Below are 22898 nucleotides of genomic sequence, written 5' to 3'. Positions count from 1 at the left end.
CTTTACAAACCAGGACGGTAGTCAGGGCATGCTGTATTTGGTCAGCAGCGACACCGACCTGGACCAAGCCCAACTGACCACGATTTACCAGAGACGGTGGAAAGTGGAAGAATACCACAAGTCGCTCAAACAGAATGCGTCCATGGCAAAATCACCCACCAAGACCCTGGCCACGCAGGCCACCCATTTCTTTGCCGCCGTGCTGGCCTACACCAAACTGGAAGTGCTCAAGCTCAAATGCGGCATCGGCCATTTTCGCCTTAAAGCCCAGCTCTACACCGTCGGGCTCAAAGCCATGTACCAGCAACTCGCCCTACTCCGTGCGTAACATCAGTAAGTAATTGGACAAAGAATTACGGCAAGGCAGTAAACAGGAGAAATCAGCCTTCAACTTCAGGCGCGGGCAGCTCAGTTGGAACGAAGCGAGTGGCCCGGAGGGGCAGCTCGCTTTACCTGTTACTCAACTGGTCGGTGACTTGGTTGATGGTACCAGAAAGCTGTAAAAAGGGCCTAACAGGTACTTTGGTTGCCGTTATGGGTTTCGGGTACCAAGTCTTGGCGGGCCAGCAGCCCCGAAGAGGTCGGAAGTAGCTGGCACCCGAAACCCCTCCTTTTCGGGCTCCCTGTCTTGTGCGCAACGTCAGGCTATATGACCCGGTTGACCCGGTGTAAACAGCTGAGGGAGCAAACTAATTATTGTTAAAAACTACTGAAAATCAGTATGTTACTCGCTTAACGCAACCCTTTTATCACAGTATCTAACGCAACCTCCTCAAGAAACCTCCTGCCGGAATAAAAAGTCCTCACGGGGCGGCCGGTTACGCATCGTTGCTTTTTTGCCAGACGGACTGCTTTACTTGTGAAGTAAAAGTCTAGCTTGCAGGAGCAAACAACCTGGATAGCGGGTGCCCAGCCATCCTCCTCAATAAACCCACTAACATGACAACCAAAGCTTGGCAACCCCTACCCCTTGCCTTCCTGCTGCTGTGCGGCGCGGTTCCCGCTTACGCGCAGGCCAACCTCGCGAAACTACGGGACGATATCGTGGCCCTGGCCGGCATGGGGTATTGCCGCGGAGGCGAATACCTGGCCAACGGGAACGACGTGGTGTTTATCTCCAACCGGAGCGGGTCGCCCCAAATCTGGAAAGTTGCCGCGGGGGGAGGAAAGCCGGTGCAGCTGACGACGTTCCCGGACCCGGTTACGGACATGGTGCCGTCGCCTACCCGGGACCTGATTGCGTTTCAGCTCGCCCCGGGGGGTGGACTGAATGCCCAACTTTACGTGATGAAGGGCGATGGCAGTGGGGTCAAGCAACTGACCAAAGGGGGCAAGACCAATAACTTTCTGGGTCCCTGGAGCAAGGACGGCGCCCAGCTCGGTTTTGGCTCCAACGAACAAAACCCCACCGGGGTGGACTTTTTCACCTACGAGGTGAGCCAAGGCACCGCTGCCTTGGCTGTCAAGAATAATGGAATCGGGGGCATCGCGGACTTTTCGCGCGACAAGCAGCAGGTATTAATCACCCGCCTGGCCAGCCGGGGCAGCAACAATTTGTCCCTGTATAACCTGGCGACCAAAGAGGAAAAACTCCTCACCCCGCACGAGGGACCCGGCACCTTCTTCGGCCAAATTGCTCCTTCCGGGGACGTGTACCTGGGCTATAACAAGGACCGTGACTTACTGGCTTTTGGCAAAAGCAGCAAAGGCGGCATGCAGCTGCTGGCGGAGCGGAAAGACGCGGAATTAGCTGATTTCAGTATAAACCACGCGGGCACCACAGCCGTCTTGGTTTGGAACGAAAAGGGGCTCAGCAAGCTGAGCCTGTACGATTTGAAAACCAACAGGGAAACCCGGCAACTGGCGTTGCCGGTCGAATTGGTGGCGGGCGTGGCCTTTTCTCCCAACGACCAAACCGTGGTGTTTACCGGCTCGGGGTCTCGGGAACCGGCCAATATCTGGGAGTACGCCGTGAGCCGCAATCAATTCAAGAAGATTACCGACAGTCCCCACGCCGGCGTGGACTTAGCGGCGCTCGTGGCCCCGGAGTTGGTGGCGTTTCCCTCCTTTGACGGGGTGGCCCTCAGCGGCTGGCTCTACAAACCAACGGGCGGCAAGGGGCCGTTCCCCACGGTCATCAGCTACCACGGCGGTCCCGAAGGCCAGTCGATTCCCAGCCTGAATCCGACGGCCCAGGCTCTGGTACAACAGGGCGTGGCCTTTTTCCTGCCCAACGTGCGGGGATCAACCGGCTTCGGCAAGGCGTTTGTAAACCTGGACAACGGCGCGCTCCGGGTGAACGGGGTCAAAGACATCAAAGCCGTTTCTGACTATTTAATCCAGGCCGGCACTGCTAAGCCCGGCGCTTTGGGCATCATGGGCGGGTCGTACGGGGGCTACATGGTGATGGCGGGCGTCACGCAGTACCCAGACATGTTTGCCGCCGGGGCCAACTTATTCGGAATCGTCAACTTCGAAACGTTTTTTAAGCACACCGAACCCTGGATGGCCGCTATTTCCACGGTGGAATACGGCGACCCCGCCACGCAGGCGGCGCTGCTGCGGGAACTGTCGCCGATTCACAAAGCCGACCTGATCAAAACGCCCTTGCTGGTAGAGCACGGCGCCAACGATACCAACGTGCCGGTAGTGGAGGCGGAACAGGTAGTGGCAGCGCTCAAAAAGAACAACATCCCGGTGAAGTACACCCTGTTTCCGGACGAAGGGCACGGCTGGCAAAAGACCAATAACCGCATCACCTCCACGGTGGAAATTGTGGACTGGTTTACCACCCGGCTTAAATGAGTGGGGATGATCCCGGCTTGGCCCATATCTGGAAAGGCAGGTAAAACCAAAACGAGCGGGCCAGAGGGTCCGCTCGTTTTGGTTAATGAAGTGCCGGGGTCCGCTTTGGACCGGTTGCTATGGTTGAGTTATACTCGTGACGAGTATAACTGCCAGGGCGCCTGGGCCGCTTGCCCCCGTTGCGGAAACAGGTCGGCAAAGAGGGCGTCGTCATACAGGGTGCCCAGAGTATCGCGCAACTGCAGGTAGCGATTGCCGCGCGGGAAAGCCGCCTGCGCTACCTGGCGCGTTTGGGGCGGAACAGGCGTGCTGGGTTGGGGGTGTAGGCTCATCAGCAGAAGGAGTTAAGATGCCTCCGAAAATAGCCTTTTTACCTCAAAACCAATTCGCCAACAGTATCCCGTTGTAACGAGAACCCCGTTCTCTGTGGGCAGGAGGACTGCCCTGACTGTGCTTTTCGCCGCTTAGCTGGGGTAGCGGCGTTTCCAGACCCGGTACCAGTGCCGGTGGGTCGGGTAGCGGCGCGTGGCGGTGGCGTTGTTGACGCACAAGGCGACGAGGAGCAAAACCAGGGCCCCGGCGAGCACGGGCATCAGGACGTAGCCGTAGCCCAGGGCCTGGAGTTTTGGCGAGCCGACGACGGCGATGAGCGCGGTCGCCCCGCCCGGGGGGTGCAGGGTTTGGGTGATTTGCATGGCCACGATGGACAGCGCGACGGCCAGCGCCGCGGCCAGCCACGGCTCCTGCGGCAGCCAGCGGTGCAGCGTGACCCCGACGAAGGCGCCGAGCACGTGCCCGCCGAGCAGGTTGCGGGGCTGCGCCAACGGGCTGTTGACCGCCCCGTACACCAGCACGGCGGACGCGCCGAAGGAGCCGATGAGCAGGGGCGCGTCGGCTGGCAGGCGGGCGCGGTTGAGCAGGCCGATGAGGGCAATGCCGGCGAAGGCGCCGAGAAAGGTCCAGAAGTGCTCTTGGTAGTCGAAGCGGGTCTCTTGGCGGACCGCCGCCTTCAGCCAGCGCGCGTGCCGGCGCAATTTCGTTCGCATGCGTTCACGCCGCGGTGGCCGCGGTCCTTGGTTCGGCGCAAAGGTAGGGCCGGAAACCGCAGCGGGCTAAGCGAACGGGTAACAATGAGTCAACCACGGCCTATTCGTAATTCATAGGGAACGATAAGATTCACTTATCCATTACCTTTGGCCTTGGTTAAAAGTTTGGTCCAAAGGTTAATCGGCGAACTTGTTAGCAGCCTCTCATAAACACTAACAATGCGTTCTCAAAGCAGAGAACCTGTATTTAGCGCATTCAGGGGACTATTTACGAGGGCGAAGTACCGTTTTCCCATCGTGCGGGCAAGGTTATTTGTACGTTGATTGCTGAACAAGTTATCTGTACCAAATGGGCCTGTTTTCCGCCCGATTTGCCAGAGGCTGAGTACTCACCCGAGTTGTACAGTTATAGGGAGGTTTCCCTGAACAAACAGGCCGGACAGCCTCTGAAGGCAGGATTTTAGTGGGGAGCTGCCCCATATTGGAGGCACCTCGTTTAACTTCTGTACCAAACTTTTAACCGAGGCCGACGTTGCCATCATCGGCGAAGCCGCTTCGGCCGAAGCGGGCCTGCTGCTGCTGCGCGAACAGACGCCCGACCTGTTGTTCCTGGACGTGGAAATGCCCTTGGGCTCGGGCTTCGACTTGCTGGATATGCTGGGCACGGCCTCGTTCGACATCATCTTCACTACGGCCCACGACCGGTATGCGCTGCGGGCCATCAAGTTTTGCGCCCTCGACTACCTGCTCAAGCCCGTGGGCGTGACCGAATTGCGTGAGGCCGTGGCCAAGGCCCAGCGCCAGAACGCTCCCGTGGCCGCCCAACTGCATACGTTTTACGACAACCTGCGGGAGCGCAACGGGCCGGCGGGCAAGGTAGTGCTGCCCACTATGCAGGGCTTCGAGGTGGTGGAGGTGGCCCGCGTGGTGCGCTGCCAGGCCGACGACAACTACACGCTATTCGTACTGGAAGGCAAGGAGAAAATCCTGGTCAGCCGCACGCTCAAGGAGTACGAGGAGCTGTTCAGCGACTACGGCTTCATCCGCATTCATCAGTCCCACCTCATCAACGCCGCCCATGTGAAGCGCTACATCAAGGGCAGCGGCGGCTACGTGCAGCTCACTGACGATTCCATTATCGAAGTGTCCCGCCGCAAAAAGGACGAGCTGATGAAGCGGTTCCACACCTGAGAGGAGGAAGCAGGAACTACTGAATGCTTAACCTAATCAGGGCAACTGCATCAAAAAAATATAATAAACTGTAAATCAGTTATTTATTGAAATAAAATATTTTTCTACGCATTTATAATTCGTTGATTGTCTGAGCATAAGAATTTTGGTGCAATTGCCCTGTTAACCTAATAGGCTAATGTTAAAAAGTTGAAGGGGGAGCGTTAAAAGTTAAAAGCCGGAACGGATTTCAACCTTTAAGTGCCCACGCATAAGTAACCGGATAAAGAAGAACGTCATTCCGAGCTTGCCGAGGAATCTCGCTCGCGCCAGTAGGCGGCGCGGATGACTCCGGCGAGATTCCTCGGCAAGCTCGGAATGACGTTCTTTTTGATTGACTACGGTTACTTATGCGCGACTACTTAACGCTCCCCTTTTACCTCAATTCCTGCAAGTAGCCGGCTGCTTGCTCGGCCGGGGCACCGCTACGCTTTCTTCAGGTATTTAGCCGCGTTGGCGTTTTTGGGGTCCAGCTCCAGCGACTTTTGGTAGTTCTGGCGGGCCAGCTTGTGGTTGCCCATTTCCGCGTAGACTTCGGCCAGGCTGTCGTAGGCATTGGCACTCTGCGGGTTCAGCCTCACGTTCAGCTTGAAGATTTCCAGGGCGTTTTGCGGCTGGGCCTGTTTCAGCAGGGAGTAGCCCCAGGCATTCACCTCGTCTTCGGCAAGGCGGTAAGCCAGGTTCTTTTGCCTGGCTTTTTTCACTTCGGCCAGGGCCTGAGCAAAGCCGCACTTGCGCAGTTCGTTGTGCAGGGCCCGCAGGTTGGGCGACAGGCCGAAGCCGGTGGAGGGCCGCATGTCGGGCACGTAGTACGCGGCAATTTCGTCGATGAAGCCGTCGGGGTTGGCGCCCTGCAGGTTGGTCAGCACCACGATGGCCAGGTCGTCTTGGGGGTAGAGAAACAGGGCGGAGCGCCCGCCGCCGACGGGGGCCACGGCCGGGTGCTCGGGGCGGCCGACCGTGGGCCAGCCCAGCGCGTAGCCATTCAGAAAACGGCTGAAGCCGCGCTGGCTGCCGTTGTTCAGCACGCCGGGCGTCCACAGCACGGGCAGGCTGCTGGTTTGCAGAAGCTTGCCCTGCTGTAGGGCCATAATCCAGCGGGCCATTTCCTCGGCCGTGGAGCTCATGCCGGCCGCCGTGCGGTGGCTGGGGGCGTACACTTCAAACAAGTGGCGCAGCTGGTTGGTCCGGCGAAACTGACCGTCTACGACCCGGGTGAAGGTGTAGCCCCGGGCACCGTTGGGCACCACGTCGTGCGCGTCGCCGGTGCTGGTGCGCGGCATGCCCACCACGTCGAGCTGCCGCGCCTGGATAAATCGGGTAAACGGCTGGCCGCTCAGCTGGTCGATGATTTTCCCCAGCAGCACATAGTTGGTTTGATTGTAGGCAAACTTCTCGCCGATGGGAAAGTCCAGGGGCCGGGTCAGCAGTTGGGCCCAGGCCGCGCTTTCATTGGCCTCGGTTACCAACCCAGCCATGTCCTCGGGCATGATGTCGGGCAGGCCGGAGGTGTGCGTCAGTAGCTGGCGGACCGTAACCGGCTGCCATGCGGCCGGCAACCCGGTGAGGTAGCGCGACACCGGGGCCGTCAGTTCCAGCTTGCCGGCCTCTACGAGCTGCATAATGGCCACGCCCACAAAAGCCTTGGTGATGGAGTTGAGGGCAAAACGCGTGTTGCCGGTGACGGGAATTGAATCCTGCACGTTGGCCAGGCCGTACTGCGCCGATTTCACAAGTTGGCCGTGCTGAATAACGGCGAGCTGCAGGCCCGGAATGTGCAGCTGCTGCATTTTCAGGCGGAGAAACACGTCCAGGCTGTCGTTTTTGCTCTGGGCCCGAGCCCGGGGGCTGAAGCTCAGCGCCAGCACAAACAGGCCCAGCAGAAAGGCAAGGCGGAAGGAAACAGTGGGGGTTTTCATAGTGGTTGATGGGGAAAGTGGGTTTTGGCTGAAAGAAAGGAACAGTAGGAAAGGGAGTTGGGCGTGTGATGCCCGGCTGACGCTACAAATGTATAGCAGGTACTTTGTTAAACAAGGTAGTATGTCAAATAAGCGAGCATTGTACGCACCTCAATGGCGCTTGCCGCTGATTATCAGGGCTAAAGTTATTTTGTTCCTTGGGCGGTAGCAGCTGAAACTGGCGGTAGCAATGCCGCGCCCAGAATGCCGGGCGGCGCCGGCGGTTATCTTCTTAACCCTTGGCAGCCCCGACCACGCCAGCAATGAGAAAGCCCGCAGTTTGGCTGGGGAAGCAGCGTTTTGTCATAAGTTCGTAGGAAATGGGCCCGGCGCCACCTCGTTTTTAACCGGAAAATACCTCTCGGGCACAAGCCCGGGTTGACCGGCCTAAGTCAGGCCCGCCGGATACTCGCCGGGGCTGACCACTTACTCATTATGCCTTTCAGGAGCGGGCGAATAGGTGGACGTTTGTTCCAGTAAACCGCGTGGCAGCTGCCGCGACACCACCCTCTCATCCCTGAACCGCATGGAACTGACCATCAAAAATCTGTCGAAAACCTACCTTAACGGGGTGAAGGCCCTCGACAACGTGAGCTTGACCATTCCGCAGGGCATGTTCGGCCTGCTCGGACCCAACGGCGCCGGCAAAAGCAGCCTGATGCGCACCATTGCCACGCTGCAGGCCCCTGACAGCGGCAGCATCCACCTCGACGCTATCGACGCGCTGGAGGATAAGATGGCCCTGCGCCGGGTGCTGGGCTACCTGCCCCAGGAGTTTGGGGTGTACCCGCGGGTGTCGGCCGAAGATTTGCTCGACCACATGGCCGTGGTGAAGGGCATCGTAAACCGTGGCGAGCGGCGCGACACGGTACAGGCCCTGTTGGAGCAAACCAACCTCTACGACGTGCGCAAGCGCAGCATCAGCACGTTTTCGGGCGGCATGAAGCAGCGCTTCGGCATTGCCCAGGCCCTCATCGGCCAGCCCTTGCTCATCATCGTGGACGAGCCGACCGCCGGCTCGACCCCGGCGAGCGCAACCGTTTCTACAACCTGCTGAGCGAAATCGGCGAGAACATTATTGTGATTCTGAGCACGCATATCGTGGACGACGTGCGCGAGCTGTGCCGCAACATGGCCATCATCAACGAGGGAAAAGTGCTATTTGCCGGGCAGCCCCAGGCCGCCATGCACGAATTAAAGGGCCGCATTTGGGAGCGCACCATCGAGAAAGCCGAGCTGACCAAGTACCAGCAGGAGTAAGCCGTGATATCGACCAAGCTGCTGGCCGGGCAGCCGCTGCTGCACGTGGTGGGCGACGAGCTGGGTTCGGCCGGCTTTCAGGCCGTGGAGCCCAGCCTCGAAGACGTGTTTTTCTCCACCATCCAGGGGAAAGCCGCGCAGGCTACTCTCGTTCACGCCTAAGCCCGCCCGCTCATGTTCACTGCCTTCCTTCGCTTCGAGCTGGCCACCTGGCGCAAGCACCCGCTTACCTACATCTTCCTGGCCGTCACCTTCGGCATGACGTTTCTGGCCATGCTCTGGCCCAACCTGCAAATGGGCCAGGACCTGCGCAACCTGCACGTCAACGCCCCCTTTGCCATCCTGAGCCGGGCCGGGGCCATGACGATGCTGTGCCTGCTGTTCATCACGGCCATCATGGCCAGCACGGCCACTCGCGACTCGGGCTCCGGTTACGCGCCGGTGCTGTACGCCGCGCCGCTGGAAAAAGCGGGCTACCTCTGGGGCCGCTTTGCTGGCGGCGTGCTAGTGGCCGTGCTGGCCTTACTGGGCGTGCTACTAGCCATTGCGGTAGGCACGCCGCTCAGCGAGCCGGCCCGGGTGGGCGCGTTTCAGCTGGCGCCCTACCTGCAGGCCTTGGGCTTTTTCATCGTGCCCAACGTGGTGCTGGCCGGGGCCATCATCTACTGCTTGACAGTGCTGACGCGTAATACCGTGTATGCCTTTATCGCGGCGCTGGGGCTGATGGTGGGCTTCCTGCTCGTGGGCCTGATGACTTCCAACCTGGAAACACCGGCCAGCGTGCTGCTGCTCGACCCGTTTGGTCTGCGCACCTTCCATGCATTAACTAAATACTGGACGGTAGCAGAGAAAAACAGCGAGGTGCTGGCCTTTGCCGGGCCGCTGCTTACCAACCGCCTGGTGTGGCTGGGCATTGCCGGCGCCCTGATGGGCCTCACGCACGGCGTCTTTTCCTTCACGACTTCCACCGGTACCACTAAAAAGCGCCGGCTGGCCGATGCCCCGGCCCCGGCGCGGACCTCGACGCCCACGCCCCAGTCCCGGGTGCAGCCCCGACACGACCGCGGCGCGGCCCTGGTGCAACTGGCGCAGCAGACCCAAATGGATATGGTTGGCATTCTGAAGAGCGTGCCGTTCTGGATATTGCTCGGGCTGGGCGTCATCAACCTGCTGAGCATCGCGGCGACAGCCTCGGAGCGGGAAGGCGGGCACTTCTTCCCCGTCACCTACACCATGCTCGATTTGATAAACGGTACCTACGGGCTGTTTGTGATAGCCGTACTGGTGTATTACGGCGGGGCCTTGGTGTGGAAAGAGCAGGACGCCCGGCTCGACGGTATTCTGGATGCGTCGCCGCGTCCCTCGCGGGTGCCTTACGCGGCCAAGCTGCTGACCCTGATATTCATCGCGGCCCTGCTGACGGGCGTGGGGGTGCTGGTGTGCGTGGCGGCGCAGGCGCTGCAGGGCTACACCAACTTTGAGTGGAGCCTGTACGGAAAGGCCGTGTTCGGCATCGAGTTTACCCGCTATGTGATGGTGGCCGTGGGTACAGTTTTTCTGCACGTTCTGCTGCGCAACAAGTTCCTGGCCTACGGCCTGACGGTGGCCCTCATCCTGTTCCAAAGCATCAGCGGCGCGGCCTTGGACTGGAACAACAGCCGCGCCGCCGTAGAAATTGGCCGGCAGACTAACCGGTAAGGCGTTTTCTTGCTATTTAAAAGAGCGAAAAGCACATACAACTCCTGCCGGCATTGACTTGCCAGCTGGAGTTGTTACTTCAACTAAACCTTCCCTGACCAGTGCTTGAAGACGTGGCGTCTTTAAGCACTGGTCAGGGAAGAGACCAGTTTTGTCTGCCTGGACTTATTTCTTGGAAACAGCTTTTTCGCCGATGACACGGTGCCCCTGGAAACGAAGTATTATCCGGGCCTGGGGGTTGTGGCGGCGGTTGGCTACGAAATCTGCCAGCGCAAAAGCCTTGCTATCGACCTAAAAACGAAAATAATCTACCGTAACGTCGCCATGCAGGAAGGCAAAACGAATGGGGTAGCGATGGCGGTGTTGCCCGGGGTATCTCTACTGATAAGTCCGGCCCCGATACCAGTGCTGGCGGCGCTGAGGTGAGCGGGTGGCGGACCAGACGGGCGCGAGAACCCCGGCACCACTTGACTCTCGCCGCCCAGGTGTACCAGAGGGAAGAAGCCTCAGAATGCAACCGTTCAAGTAAAATATTTATGTACATTCAGGCGAATATTTAAAACCTTGGCTGGTATGAAGCGTTGGATTGGTCGGACACTGGTAGCCATCGGGGTGCTGCACACGGTCTTTGGCGTCGTGGTTTTCAGCCCGGTCTGGGCAGCGCTCTTCCACGAAGGCGTGTGGAACACCGTCAACCAGCAGCCCCTGCGCGAAGCTGCCTACTGGTTTCTCTACTTTGGGTTTGTGGTTTTGCTGTTAGGTGCCCTGGTAGATTGGTGCGAGGCGCAACAGCGCCGGCTGCCCGCGTTCTTGGGCTGGGGACTGTTGGCCATGACCCTGGGCGGGGTGGTCGTGATGCCCGCTAGTGGCATGTGGCTGGCGCTTATTCCCGCAATAGGCCTCATTCGCCAGCAGGCGGCTCCTGCGACAAAAGTAAAAGTGCTGGCCTGAGTCTGCGGGTGCTGCCCTAACGCCGGGCAATGCAATTGATAGGAAAAGTGGTAGTTGGCCAGCCGGGTGTTATGAGGTCTTGTCAGGAGAGTACATCGCCTAGCAGCGGTGGGGCAGACGCCGTCTGTATTTTCCGCCTACCTTGGCTCGCCAGGCTTGTGCTCCCGACCACTTAAACTGGGGCCACCCGCTAAAGCAGATGAACGGCCACCCGGCCCCTCCCCCAACCAACTAACCTCGTCAGTCACTGCCGTATGGACAGCTTGAATACGCTCGCAACGCCCGACGAAACGGCGAGGCAGGAACTGCTCTCCTTTATCGCCTCCTTTCCGGCCTTCACTCCGAAAGAGGCTGGGACGATTGCCGACCTTATTGTCGTGCGGTGTTATAAAAAGGGCGACGTTTTAGTGAAGGAAGGCGACATTTCCACGGCCTGCTACTTTGTGCTCAAAGGCTGCTTGCGGCAATACCGGCTGGTGGATGGAAACGATAGAACCACGCAGTTCTACACGGAAAGGCAGATGGCCGCGCTCTTTACAAGTCACGCCACCCACACCGCCTCGGCGAGCTACCTGGCGTGCGCCGAAGATTCCATTCTGATTGTGGGCGACGTCGGGGAGCAAAGCAGCATGTACGAGCGGTTTCCCAAGCTGCAGCAGATAACCCGCCTGATGATGGAGCAGGACTTTGGCAAGACCCAGGACCTGCTGTCGACGTTTATGGCCTCCTCGCCCGAAGCGCGCTACCGGAGCGTGATGAAAACCCAGCCCGGGTTGTTGCAGCGCGTTCCCCAGCATCAGCTGGCCAGCTATATCGGCGTGACGCCTGAGTCGCTGAGCCGCATCCGAAAGCGCATCGTGCAACCCAAATAACCAGAGTTTTCGCATGTGCCACGGGGGTTGCTTTGCTCACCCGCAAGGCCTTGGCTAAGGCACCAGCTGCCACGTCGGCGGGCAGACGTGAACTCCCCCCAAATGGATGTTACTTGCGAGCCCGTTCACGAGTGAAATGACAAGGATTCAGCGGCTGGCGGGGAATGGTAGCCCCAGTACCGCGACCATAAAAAGCACTTATCAGTAACGGGTTATTCAGATGGAAGCCATACAGGAAAGATTGGTCGACTACTTCTCCCGCATCATGCCGCTGACCGACGCCGAGGCGGCCGCCATCAGAGCCAGCATGTGCGTCAAGCCGTTTCCCAAAGGCACGGTGCTCCTACGGGAAGGGCAGGTTTCGACGGAATGCTACTTTGTGCTAGCCGGCTGCGTCCGGCAGTACTACCTGGTGGACGGGGAAGAGAAAACGACGAACTTCTTCGCTGAAAACCAATGGGTCGTCTCCGTTAACAGCTTAACGAACCAGGCGCCCGCCAACCATTATTTCGCCTGCTGCGAAGACTCCCAGCTGGTCGTGGGCACCGAGCAGAAGGAACACGACCTGTACAAGCGGTTTCCCCGGCTCGAAACCATTTCCCGCATCGTAATGGGTACTGTTTTTGGCGAGTTGCAGGAGCAGCTGGCGACCTACCTGACCGATACTCCCGAGCAGCGCTACCAGAAACTGCTCCAAGCCCGCCCTGATTTGTTTCAGCGCATCCCCCAGTACCAGCTGGCCAGCTACATCGGGGTGACGCCCGAATCGTTGAGCCGCATCCGCAAGCGCATTACGACGCCGGCCGGGCGGGCGAGCCACTTCCTGGCGGAAAAGGCAGCCCCCGGGTAAGTAGCCAGACGCCCAGGGTCACTTCAAACAAGCCCCCCGGCACGGACAGCCACACGCCCACGGCAAACCCGAACAGCTCCAGCACGGCCCCTACTGCCAGCAAGGCATAACCGGCCAGCCCCGACAGCGCAATAAAACCAGGAACCAGCTGGTGCCGGTAGAGCAGGTGGCAAAAGCCCAGGCTCCCCAGCCCAAGGAATAGCATGGCCAACTGATAGGCCCGAAAGCTGGCCGCCCGGGCCAGCTGCGCCAGGACTTCGAAACCAGGGACGTTCAGGCCCCCGGCTTTCACGTATGCTTCGCTCAGGGTAAGCAGCGCCAGCAGGCTGATTAAGCCCCCGAGCAGCAGCACTGACTCGATGATTCGGGCGCTCACATACGCCAGGGCAATGCGCTTATTCAGCTTGGCCAGGAGGGGATAGCACAGCACGCCAATGGCCACGACGGCAATGGAATTGGCCAGCACCAACAGGGCCCCCGTGGTTACCCAATGCGTGCTGGAAGCTGCTTCGGACAGGTAGTTGGGACTGTCAAAAACCGTTGACAGGATACCGCTTCCCGACGCATAGGTGAGCAGGGGAAGCAGGAATAGAACTCCTAACGTGCGGCCAGTGGGGTGGGTGGGCTTCATGCAGACAACTTTTGCGGGGTGGGTTACCGGACAAAGGTTGCCAGTGGCGGCCGTCTATTTCGTTGACGTTGGGTAAGATACGTGGGTACTTCGCAAGAATTTAGACGATAGTTAAAAGCCTGGCCGAGCCTATTTGTAGGACTGCTTTTGCTTCTTACCTAAAGTCAATGCAGGCGAAATCGTGGCCTGGCAGCTTTGCAGCGCAATTAATCACCAACGCAAAGCTGTATGAAATACCTCGTCTTATTAGTGCTGCTTTTCAGCGCTGCCCTCGGCCGGGCGCAACCCGCCAGCCAAACGGTGCGCGGCACCGTGCTGGACGCCGACAGCAAATCCCCGCTGCCAGGGGCCACGGTGCTCATCGTGGGCGCCCCGCTGGGGGATGGCATCGCGACCGACCAGCACGGTCATTTCCGATTCGCGCGGGTGCCGTTGGGCCGCATCAGCCTGAAGCTGCTGTGCCTGGGCTACCAGGAGCGCCTCGTTGCCAATGTGGTGGTCAATGCCGGGCAGGAGGTCGTACTGGAGCTGTCCCTGCAGGAGCTGGCCACGCAGCTGAACGAGGTCGTGGTCAGCGCCGCGCCGGACCGGCGGAATGCCCAGAACGAAATGGTGCTGTTGAGTGCCCGCTCCATTTCCGTGGAGGAAACCAAGCGCTACGCCGGGGGCGTGAACGACCCGGCCCTGATTCTGTCCAGCTTCGCGGGCGTCACCAACAGCGCGGCAGGCAGCAACGAAGTCATCGTGCGGGGCAATTCGCCCAAGTACGTGCAGTGGCGGCTGGAAGGCACCGAGATGACCAACCCCAATCATTTTGCCGACCAGAACGCCGTGGGCGGCGGGGTCAGCGCGCTGAACAACAACCTGCTGGCGACCTCGGACTTTTACACCGGGGCATTTGCGCCGGAGTACGGCGACGTGCTCTCGGGCGTGTACGACGTGAAGCTGCGCAAGGGCAACAACGAACGGTTTCAATCCATCCTGGGCGTCGGGCTTATGGGTACCGACGTGACAGTGGAGGGGCCGTTGGCGAAGGGGTACGAAGGCTCGTACCTGGCTAATTACCGCTACTCCACGATAGGTTTGCTGAGCAACCTCGGGCTGGTCGAGCTGGAAGGCGCGGCGCCGACCTTTCAGGACGGCGCGTTCAAGGTGTTTTTGCCCGCCAAGCGGCTTGGCACGTTCTCCCTGTTCGGGCTGGGCGGGCGCAGCGGCATCCGCCTCGACAACATCAACCCGGGCACGTGGCAGCTTCCGACCAACGAAACGACCGATGCAACAATCCGGCGGGACTACGCCAAGGCCAGCTACCTGCTCAATGCCGGCCTGAGCCACACCCTGCCGCTGCACCCGAACGGGTACCTGAACACCACCGTGTCGTTTTCGGGCAACGGCATTGAGGAGGACATGTTCGAGTCGGACGTCCACAAACGCTACGACGACCGGGGCACCTGGCTGCGGGACTCGCTCTCGAACAAGCAGGTCAACTACCAGAGCCGCCTGGACAACCGCTCGTACCGGGCCGCGACCACGTACAACCACAAGCTCAACGCGAAAAACCGCATCCAGGTGGGCACCAAGTACGCTTACCTCCACTTTGCGTACCGGCAGGGCCTGGCCAAGAACGGCGTGTCGCTGGTGGATTTCGACGAAGGCATGGGCACGCTGCGGAACTTCGTGAGCTGGAAGCACCGCCTCAACGACCGGGTGACCGTGGTGGCGGGCGTGCACAACATGAACGTGCTCTACAACCGCAAAAGCACGCTGGAGCCCCGCCTGGCCCTCAACTGGTTTCCGACCGAGCGCAGCACCGTGAGCGCCGGCTACGGCCTGCACAGTACTATGGAGAGCGTGCATAATTATTTCGCCAAGGTCAAGCAGGCCTATGGGTCCTACACGGAGCCGAACCAGGACCTGGACCTGCTGAAAGCGCACCATTTCGTGGCCGGCTACGAGTACCAGCTCACCCGTAACCTGCGGGTGAAGCTGGAAGGCTACTACCAGCACCTGTACAACCTGCCGGTGGAGAACCTGCCCACCAGCTCCTACGCCACCCTCAACGAAGGCGTCATTCCCCGGTACGTGGCCCTGGTGAATCAGGGCACCGGCCGCAACTACGGCGCCGAGCTGACCCTGGAGCGGCATTTCGACCGGAACTACTACTTCCTGCTCAACACCTCGCTCTATCAGTCGACCTACCAGGCGCTGGATGGCCGACAGCGCCACACGGCTTACGCCGACAATTACCTGGTGAACCTGCTGGCCGGCAAAGAATTCAGCGGGCTCGGCCGCAAAGACAACCAGACCTTGTCCCTGAACGCGAAGGTGTTCCTGGGCGGGGGCAAGCGCTACGTGCCCTTGCTTCGGGGAGCCAATGGACAGGTGGCGGTGGACCCGGCACGCCAGCAGTTCTGGGATGCTGCTAAAGCCTACGACCAGCAGCTGGACGACATTTACCAAGTGGTGGTATCGGCCAGCTACAAGTGGAACAAACGCCAGACCACCCACGAGCTGTTTCTCAACATCGACAACGTGACCAACAACCGCAGCCGCCTGTCGGAATACTACGACGCAGACAAACCCAACGCCACGGGCTACCAGCAGCAGTTTGGGTTGTTTCCCAACCTGATGTACCGCATCTATTTGTAGGCAAGGACGGGCTGGGCCCTGGGCCGCGAAACTGCTGGCGGAATGCCTGCGCCGGGTGCTGACATTTTTGCCCAACAAAGTGAACAAGGTGTTGCCCGGCAGCGGAATGCAGTTTGGCGCCCCGCTCAGCCAAAAGGAGGCTGCTTATGGTAGAGAGAAATAAAATCACCCCAAGCCCTGAGCAGTTACCCACCTGCTGTAGTGGGCACCTTCCACTTGTTGTTTGCCAAAACCACCCTTTTTATAAGCTTCGGCGTGCCTGTGAAAAGTGAACGAACCCATCTTCACCTTTCCAGCCATGCCCGAAAGGCGGGCACCCGTTCGCGGCTCACCAGCACGTCGCCCTCAGCAGGCCCTGGCGTCAGCACGGTCTTCAAGCGGCTGTTGGAGAAATGGATGATTTCCTGGATGGCCTGCTGCTACACCTGAAACACCTGTGTCCGCTCCACGTAACGCGCGTAGTAGCGTACGACTTCCTCCGATAAGTCCAGGGCCTGCACCACGGGGTACACCTGGATAAACAGCGTCTGCAGCACGGCGTAGTCCTGCACGTTGGCGCGGATAGCTGTTGGGCGCATCAACTCCAGGCTGCGCTTGAGCGTGGTCAGACGGTAGGGCCGGTGCGAATGGGCCGGGGCATCTTCTTCCGTCGTAAATAAAGTATCCAGCTGCTGGCGCACGGCCGGCGTCAGGTGGTGGGCTAGCTGCGTGACGAGCTGTTGCTCGACCGTGCGGAAGGCCTCCGTGACGAGGCCGGCCAGCGCCGCATAGGTCGGCACTTCCCCGCGATGGGCACGGATGTAGTTGGCGGCGGAGTGAAACACGGCGACCGGATTCATCTGCTGACGGGCAAAATGCGTCACCTGCTGGCGCACGCCGATTTCGGCTTGCTCAAAAGGCAGTACGCCAAACTGCTGCAGAATATGCTCGCGGTGGTAGAAGCGGGTGGTCTTATCGTAGCGCGCCCACTCGACCGCTCCCAAGTGGTAACGCTGCTGCACGTACGCTTGGTCAGCCGCCAGGAACCGGTCAACGGGGAAGAAGCGCCCGGTGGCCTTGAAGTAGCCGATCTGCAGCACGAAGCCGCCCCGGCTGTGCGGGGCCAGCAGCGTGGCCAGAAACTGGGTGGCCCAGTCGGGCAAGGCAAAAAAGAGCTGCCGCTGGGGGTGATTGAAAACAGGCGGCTGGTCGAAGGCACGACGCTGGGTGGCGTCGAGCAAGGGGAGGTGACGGGCCGTTAGGAGGGGAATAAATCCTAAAAGTAGCCCGTTGGCTTGTACAGTGAAACGAACGTATTTCTGTACAATCCAACCCGAGACACCCGCTGGGGTAAAGCAACGCCGAAACCAGCCGATTTGGTACAGAAAACTTGTTCAGCAATCAAAGTACAAACAAGGGTGCCTTCGCAACGGATAAACTGTACTTTGCCCCATGAAAATCGGCTACGCCCGCGTCTCAACCCGCGACCAGAACCTGGAACTGCAACTCGATGCCTTGAACAAAGCGGGCTGCGAAGTCATCTACCAGGAAAAGGTGTCCGGGACCAGCACCAGCCGCCCCGAGCTGGAGCGGCTGCTGACGCAGCTGCGCACCGGCGACACGGTTTACATCTACAAGCTCGACCGGTTGGGACGCTCGCTCAAGCACCTGCTGCAGGTGGTGGGCGACTTCCAGCAGCTGGGTGTGGGCCTGGTTTCCCTCACCGATGCCATCAACACGACCTCGGCCCAGGGCCGGCTTGTGTTTAACCTGTTTGCTTCGCTGGCCGAGTTTGAGCGCGAACTGATTCGCGAGCGCACCCACGCCGGGCTGGCCGCGGCCCGCGCCCGGGGCCGGGTGGGCGGCCGCCAGCGGGGCCTCTCGGAGCAGGCCGAACGCACAGCCATCATCGCCGAAACGCTTTACCGCGAGCAGCAACTCGGCGTCAACGAGATTGCCCAGCGTCTGGACATCTCCAAGGTCACCCCTTATAAGTACTTACGCCACCGAAAGGTAGTCATCCACGCGCACCGCAAGACGGCAGCTGCCAAGGCCACCGATTAACTTTTGGACCAAACTTTTAACCAAGGCCATAGCTGCGTATTGACCGCTTGGTTGCGGGCGGGACCTTCACGCGGGTTTAGCAGTACAAGCAACACTTCAGTCACGCTGGCACTTGGCGGTAAGCTGAACGCCCTGGTCGGTGTAAACCAACAGGTAGTTGCCGCTAGCAAGGGCTCCCAGGCTGAAACGGGTTTCTGCCTCGCCAGCCGTGACCACGTAGGAAGCTACTTGCTGGCCCACGAAATTGAACACCGCGAGGCGGGCCACCGCCGTGGCCCGCGGGTGCACCAGGGTAGTCTGCCCGGTGCCGGGGTTGGGGTACACCTGCAAAAGAGGGGCTGCGCCCGTGGCCGCATCGCGCGTGCCGGTCACTACCACCGCGGCCACCAAGCTGTTCAGGTAATTCTCGAGGTTGGTGTAGCCGTTGGCGGCAATGCCTTGGCGGTCGGCGGCCAGGGCCGGGTTCAGGCCGTTGGCCAGCTCATACGTGTCGGGCATGCCGTCGCGGTCGGTATCGACGGGCGGTGGGCCGCAGTTGAGGGTGGGCCAGGCCCCGGTGGTCTGGCTGTAGGGCGTGCCGTGCGGAAAGCCGCCCTGCACGTCGATGATGGCTCCGGTGCGGTTGCGCACGTCGTCCACGATGCGCTGGTCGAGCGCGTCGCGGGCCGGCAGCACGCAGCCCGCCGACTGCAGCACCGAGGTGTAAGCATCGAGCGCCGTTTGGGTGGGCATGGGCACGATGGTAAAAGGGGTGCTCACCTTCGACTGCACCGTATCGGCCAGCGTGCCACCGCTCATCAGCACCCCGCGCCAGTTGCGGGCCGTGACCAGCGGCGAGCCGTCCACGTAGTTGCCGCTCAGGAAGATACGTGGGTACGGCAGCACCGGGGCGGTGGTGGTGCGGCTGGGGTTCATCACCTGGGCGCGGCGCTGCACGCCGCCACTACTGGTGTTGGGCGTAGACGGGCCCCATTTGTAGTAGTTATTCACCATGTTGTAGTTGCCGCCCTCGCCGCCGTTGCTGCTGTACGCCTCCCAGTCGTAGATGACGTTGTTGCGGAAGTCCACGTTTTCGGTGCCCGCCGCCACCGGCGTGAAGCCGCCGCTGCCCGCAAAACGGGGCATCCGGCCCTTGCAGTGGGCAATGAGGTTGTGGTGAAACGAGGCCCGCCGGCCGCCCCAGATGCCTCCGAAGCCGTGGCGCTCAAAGTCGGTGTTGCCGGGCTCAAAGTGGTAGGAATAGTTGAGCGGCTCGCTGATGAGGTTCCATTGCAGCGAAGTGCTGTCGCCCTCGTAAAAGGTAAAAGCCTCGTCCGTGCTCCAGCTCATCGAGCAGTGGTCGATAATGGTTTTTAGGTTGAAGCGCCCATTGAAGGCGTCGCTGTCGCCGCTGCCCGGCACCATGCCCAGGTTCTGGTACCGGTCGCCGAGGCGAAAGCGCAGGAACCGCACGATGACGTTGTTGCCGCTCACGCTCACCTCGCGGTCAGCCAGGCAGATGCCATCGCCGGGCGCGGTCTGGCCCGCCAGGGTGGTGTTGGCTGGTATGCGCAGGTTGGCAGCCAAATGGATAGTGCCGCATACCCGGAACACCACGGTGCGAAAGGGGGCTGCTGTGGCCGATTGACTGCACGCGTAGCGCAGGGTGCCGGGAGTGTTGGTGTCGGCCAGGCTGGTCACCTCGTACACCGTGGTGGGCTGCGCGGGGCGGCCGCGGCCGCCGCTCGTGTATTTGCCTGCCCCTTCGGCCCCCGGGAAGGACACGAGTTGGGCCTGCGCCGCCGGGCCGGTCAGCAAGCCGCCGAGCAAAACGGCCAGCCCGGCCGCCGGCCGCCACGCATGCAAAGGCGAAAATCGCCGGATACTCGGCCAGGATTTGTTCATGTTAACCAATTTAAACCAGTCAAGGCAGCGCGGAGCACTGCCGGAGCAGGCGCGGAGGAATAGGAGAAGCTAAAAACCCAGGAAGGCAGGCGGGTTTGTGCCCCCGCCTGCCTTCTGGTCAGTTACTCTTTGCTGATGGCGGCCGAGCGGCGCCCTTGCGCGTCGGCGTACACCACCAGGTAGTGGCCGGTGGCCCAGGCTCCCAGCGGCAAGCGGGTGTGCACCGTGCCTGGCACCGGCGCGAAAGCAGCCACTTGCCGGCCGTCGAAGCGGTACACCAGGATTTGGGCACCGGCCGTGGCAGCAGTGTGGGCTACGGTCACTTCGCTGGCGGCGGGGTTGGGGTACACCACCAGTACGTTTTTGGCCACGGCGCTGCGGGTGGCGCTCACCGTTTGCGCCTCCCCTTTTACTTGCACGTCGCGCAGCAGGGCGTAGCGGCCGGGGCTCCCGCTGCCGCAGCTCCAGTACAGGCGCAGGGTTAGGGTTTGGCCGGCGGGCAGCAGCAGGCTGGTATTGGCCAGGGCCAGGCGGTACTGGTTGCTGGCGTTCAGGCCGTTGGTCTGGTTGGGTAGTAAAATGGGCACCGCGAAGCCGCCGGTGGCGCCGGTCAGCAGCGAGCCGCCGGGGCCTTTACCGCCCACCACATCGGCGGAGTCGCTCACGAAGTTGCTGCGCGAGTAAACTACGGCCAGCTTGGTGTTGCTGACAGTGCCGTAGAAGGCCGACTTCAGTAGCAGCGAGTCGATTCGCACGGCCCGGCCGGTCGCCGTCACGGTGAACTGCTCGTAGAAGCCGCGGTTCAGGTTGCCGCCGGGGCCGCCTGCGGCCGTGGTCCAGGTACCATCGCCGTTGGCGGTGGCGCTGAAGGCCTGCCCGTTGCGGGCCGAATACGCTGGGATGGTGGGCACCGTGGTGCCATTCGATACAAATAGGCGGCGCAACTGCGACGCGCTGGCCATGAGGTTGGCCGAGCGCACCGCGGCGCTGTCCTGGTTGCTTACACGCATAGACCAGATTTGCAGCACGTTGGAAATCGGTTCCGGCGTATTCACCCGGCTTCCCGTCACGGCGGTGTTCACGGTGGCGGCCCCCGCGCTGGCTTGCGTCACATTGCCCGAGTAAGTACCCACGGCGGCAGCGTTCAGACGCACGCTCACCGTGGTGGTGGGAATGGCGTTGTTGGTCGGCGTGAGGACAATGCTGGTGTTCCAGACAGCGCCCCCGTTCACCGAAATCTCAAAGCCGGCCGGAGCCGTCAGGGTCACGTTGCTGGTCAGGTTGTCGCCGGCCAGTTGGTAGGTCCGGGGGGCTGAGGGGCCGTTGGTGTACTGCGTGAAAGCGGGCAGCGAGGCGGTAGCCGTGAGCGTGGGCACCCGCGAGATGGTCACGGTGTCAGAAATATGCGTGGCCAGGCCGGCCTTGGTGGCCCGCACGTAGTAGTGAAAGGCCGAGCCGGCGGCTGGTACGGCGTCGCTGGCCAGGAAGTTATAGAGCGAGTCGCTGGCCGCCGTTTGCGTGCCCACGGCGGTGTAAGTGCCACGGCGCGTAGTGGCGCGCAGCAGCTCGTACTGCACCCCGGCAATGCCCCAGCTGGCGTTCCAGCGGAAGGCGGTGACGTTGGCGCCGCGCACGCCGCGGAAGTTGGTCACGGCAATGGGCTGCGCAAACGGGGCGCATACGGCGGCGGCCACGGTGCAGGGGTCCCAGCTGCCCAGCACGGCGCTCTTGGTGTAAGCCGCCGTGTCGGCGTCCTGCAGCTGGCGCGACCACGGCACGCGCTGGCTCGTGTTTACGAGACGGCCGCGGAAATCCCGGCTTTTGTATTCGGCAAAGGTGATGAGGGCCGTGTTGGTGCCCGCGTCCCAGGTGCTCCAGCCCTCGGCACGGATGATGCCGGCGCCGTAGGTAGCCTTCAGCAGCACCACCTTGTTGTTGGCAAAGGGCATCGACGCGCCGGTGGAGTTCTGCCAGGGGCGGCCCAGGAAGTAGCTGGTCAGGCCGTGGTTGGCCGGAATGATGCAGTTGCGGAAAACGTAGCCGTAGGCCTGCCCCTGGGGCGTGTTGGCCGCCGTGATGTAGGAGGCCCCGGCCGCGCTGCGCGTTTTAGCATAGATAACGCAGCGTTCAAAAATGGCCGTTGAGGAGCCGAAGATGAAGTCCACCGTGCCGTCGATGTAGCAGTTGCGGAAGTAGTGCTTCACCGGTGAGGTGGCGCTGGGGTTTTGCGAGAGCACCGTGTCCTGTCCGCCCAAAAAGCGACAGCCCTGGAATACGGCCCGGTCGCCCTGCACGTTGATGGCCAGGGCCTGCGGGCTTTCGCCGGTGGTGTTTTCAAAGGTGATGTTGAAGGCCGCAAAGTCCGCCGCGTTGATGATGACCGACGCCGAGTTGCTGGTGCCGTAGGTGCCGCCGCCGGGCATGGGCTTGCCAGAAAAGTCGTCGAAAGTGAGGACCGTGTTGGCCACGCTCTGCCCGATGAAGTGCAGAAACGTCTTGTTGGCCGGTACGCTGATTTTTTCCTTGTAGCGCCCGTTTCGGATGAAGATGGTAAACGGCGCAGTACGGCCCACAGGCGCCGCGTTGATGGCGGCCTGCACCGTGGTGAAGCTGCCGGTGCCGTCCTGGGCCACGGTCAGGTCGAATGCCTGGCCGCGGGCCATGCCAGCAGAAGCCAGGAGCGCAAGGACCAGCAGGCCGTACCGCAGCTGGCATCGTAGGGTAATGAGTAGTTTCATTAGTAAAAAATGAGGTGGTGAAAGCCCGTGTTTTCTAGCCGCATAGCCAGACCGCGGGTTGATTTTACTGGGTGTCGGCAAGCCTTTCTCATCCTAATATTACCAGCGCAAGGAGCCTTAATCGTTGGATTTCGGCACATATTTTTGCGCAATCGTTGCCGGGAACGTTCTCATCTTCCACGCCGGACGCGCTGCCGGTGTCTCGTCCGGCTACAGCTATACATGAACTGTGTTAAAAATTAAGGGGTGAGGGTGAGTTTTGAGCTAAAATCAGCTTGATAGG

General features: G+C 60.8%; 16 protein-coding genes and 1 pseudogene. 10 read left to right on the top strand and 7 right to left on the bottom strand.

Features of this window, described 5'->3' with window-relative positions:
* Nucleotides 1-328 (top strand): transposase (locus IEW17_RS18985; RefSeq protein ID WP_188563639.1); only part of this gene is annotated, 328 nt, incomplete at its 5' end.
* Between the two features lie 611 nt (nucleotides 329-939).
* Nucleotides 940-2805 carry an alpha/beta hydrolase family protein gene (locus IEW17_RS18980; RefSeq protein WP_188563638.1) on the top strand — a complete coding sequence of 622 codons (1866 nt, stop codon included), beginning with the start codon at nucleotides 940-942 and terminating at the stop codon, nucleotides 2803-2805.
* 128 nt (nucleotides 2806-2933) lie between these two features.
* On the opposite strand, the gene IEW17_RS18975 is transcribed toward IEW17_RS18980, so the two are convergent.
* Both IEW17_RS18975 and IEW17_RS18970 read right to left on the bottom strand, forming a co-directional pair.
* Nucleotides 2934-3137 carry a hypothetical protein gene (locus IEW17_RS18975; RefSeq protein WP_188563637.1) on the bottom strand — a complete coding sequence of 68 codons (204 nt, stop codon included), beginning with the start codon at nucleotides 3135-3137 and terminating at the stop codon, nucleotides 2934-2936.
* A 132-nt stretch (nucleotides 3138-3269) separates the two neighbouring features.
* Nucleotides 3270-3851 (bottom strand): HPP family protein, encoded by a 582-nt coding sequence (locus tag IEW17_RS18970; protein ID WP_188563636.1) that lies wholly within the window; start codon nucleotides 3849-3851, stop codon nucleotides 3270-3272.
* Between the two features lie 471 nt (nucleotides 3852-4322).
* Between IEW17_RS18970 and IEW17_RS21120 the strand changes: the two genes are divergently transcribed.
* A complete protein-coding gene (locus IEW17_RS21120; protein ID WP_308420638.1) occupies nucleotides 4323-5042 on the top strand; it encodes a LytR/AlgR family response regulator transcription factor in 720 nt (239 codons plus the stop codon).
* Nucleotides 5043-5506: 464 nt separating this feature from the next.
* Here the strand turns inward: IEW17_RS21120 and IEW17_RS18960 are convergent, their stop codons facing one another.
* Entirely contained in the window at nucleotides 5507-7000 is a 1494-nt protein-coding gene (locus IEW17_RS18960) for a serine hydrolase domain-containing protein (protein WP_188563635.1), read from the bottom strand.
* A 565-nt stretch (nucleotides 7001-7565) separates the two neighbouring features.
* Here IEW17_RS18960 and IEW17_RS18955 point away from each other — a divergent pair.
* The 5 genes and pseudogenes from IEW17_RS18955 (at nucleotide 7566) to IEW17_RS18935 (ending at nucleotide 12670) form a co-directional block, all read left to right on the top strand.
* Nucleotides 7566-8461: pseudogene (locus IEW17_RS18955) on the top strand (ABC transporter ATP-binding protein).
* A gap of 12 nt (nucleotides 8462-8473) precedes the next feature.
* Nucleotides 8474-9997 carry an ABC transporter permease gene (locus IEW17_RS18950; protein WP_188563634.1) on the top strand — a complete coding sequence of 508 codons (1524 nt, stop codon included), beginning with the start codon at nucleotides 8474-8476 and terminating at the stop codon, nucleotides 9995-9997.
* A gap of 573 nt (nucleotides 9998-10570) precedes the next feature.
* Nucleotides 10571-10948, top strand: a complete 378-nt coding sequence (locus IEW17_RS18945) for a DUF6463 family protein (protein WP_188563633.1) — start codon at nucleotides 10571-10573, stop codon at nucleotides 10946-10948.
* A gap of 254 nt (nucleotides 10949-11202) precedes the next feature.
* Nucleotides 11203-11820, top strand: a complete 618-nt coding sequence (locus tag IEW17_RS18940) for a Crp/Fnr family transcriptional regulator (protein ID WP_188563632.1) — start codon at nucleotides 11203-11205, stop codon at nucleotides 11818-11820.
* Nucleotides 11821-12040: 220 nt separating this feature from the next.
* Entirely contained in the window at nucleotides 12041-12670 is a 630-nt protein-coding gene (locus tag IEW17_RS18935; RefSeq protein WP_229749139.1) for a Crp/Fnr family transcriptional regulator, read from the top strand.
* On the opposite strand, the gene IEW17_RS18930 is transcribed toward IEW17_RS18935, so the two are convergent.
* Nucleotides 12612-13301: a DUF4386 domain-containing protein gene (locus tag IEW17_RS18930; RefSeq protein ID WP_188563631.1), complete on the bottom strand. Its 690-nt coding sequence runs from the start codon at nucleotides 13299-13301 to the stop codon at nucleotides 12612-12614. The genes IEW17_RS18935 and IEW17_RS18930 overlap by 59 nt on opposite strands.
* A 228-nt stretch (nucleotides 13302-13529) precedes the next feature.
* Between IEW17_RS18930 and IEW17_RS18925 the strand changes: the two genes are divergently transcribed.
* Nucleotides 13530-15950 (top strand): TonB-dependent receptor, encoded by a 2421-nt coding sequence (locus tag IEW17_RS18925; RefSeq protein WP_188563630.1) that lies wholly within the window; start codon nucleotides 13530-13532, stop codon nucleotides 15948-15950.
* A gap of 419 nt (nucleotides 15951-16369) precedes the next feature.
* Here IEW17_RS18925 and IEW17_RS18920 read toward each other — a convergent pair whose 3' ends face one another.
* Entirely contained in the window at nucleotides 16370-17170 is an 801-nt protein-coding gene (locus IEW17_RS18920; protein WP_188563629.1) for a DUF4158 domain-containing protein, read from the bottom strand.
* Between the two features lie 211 nt (nucleotides 17171-17381).
* Between IEW17_RS18920 and IEW17_RS18915 the strand changes: the two genes are divergently transcribed.
* Nucleotides 17382-17993 carry a recombinase family protein gene (locus tag IEW17_RS18915; RefSeq protein ID WP_188563628.1) on the top strand — a complete coding sequence of 204 codons (612 nt, stop codon included), beginning with the start codon at nucleotides 17382-17384 and terminating at the stop codon, nucleotides 17991-17993.
* A 96-nt stretch (nucleotides 17994-18089) separates the two neighbouring features.
* Here IEW17_RS18915 and IEW17_RS18910 read toward each other — a convergent pair whose 3' ends face one another.
* Nucleotides 18090-19877, bottom strand: a complete 1788-nt coding sequence (locus tag IEW17_RS18910) for a T9SS type A sorting domain-containing protein (RefSeq protein WP_188563627.1) — start codon at nucleotides 19875-19877, stop codon at nucleotides 18090-18092.
* Between the two features lie 122 nt (nucleotides 19878-19999).
* A complete protein-coding gene (locus IEW17_RS18905; RefSeq protein WP_188563626.1) occupies nucleotides 20000-22615 on the bottom strand; it encodes a pectinesterase family protein in 2616 nt (871 codons plus the stop codon).
* Between the last annotated feature and the right edge of the window lie 283 nt (nucleotides 22616-22898).

It is taken from the genome of Hymenobacter frigidus, from assembly GCF_014640435.1.
In the GTDB taxonomy this organism is placed as follows: domain Bacteria; phylum Bacteroidota; class Bacteroidia; order Cytophagales; family Hymenobacteraceae; genus Hymenobacter; species Hymenobacter frigidus.
Note: the sequence above shows the minus strand (reverse complement) of the source record. Positions and strands in the feature narration are given on the sequence as shown.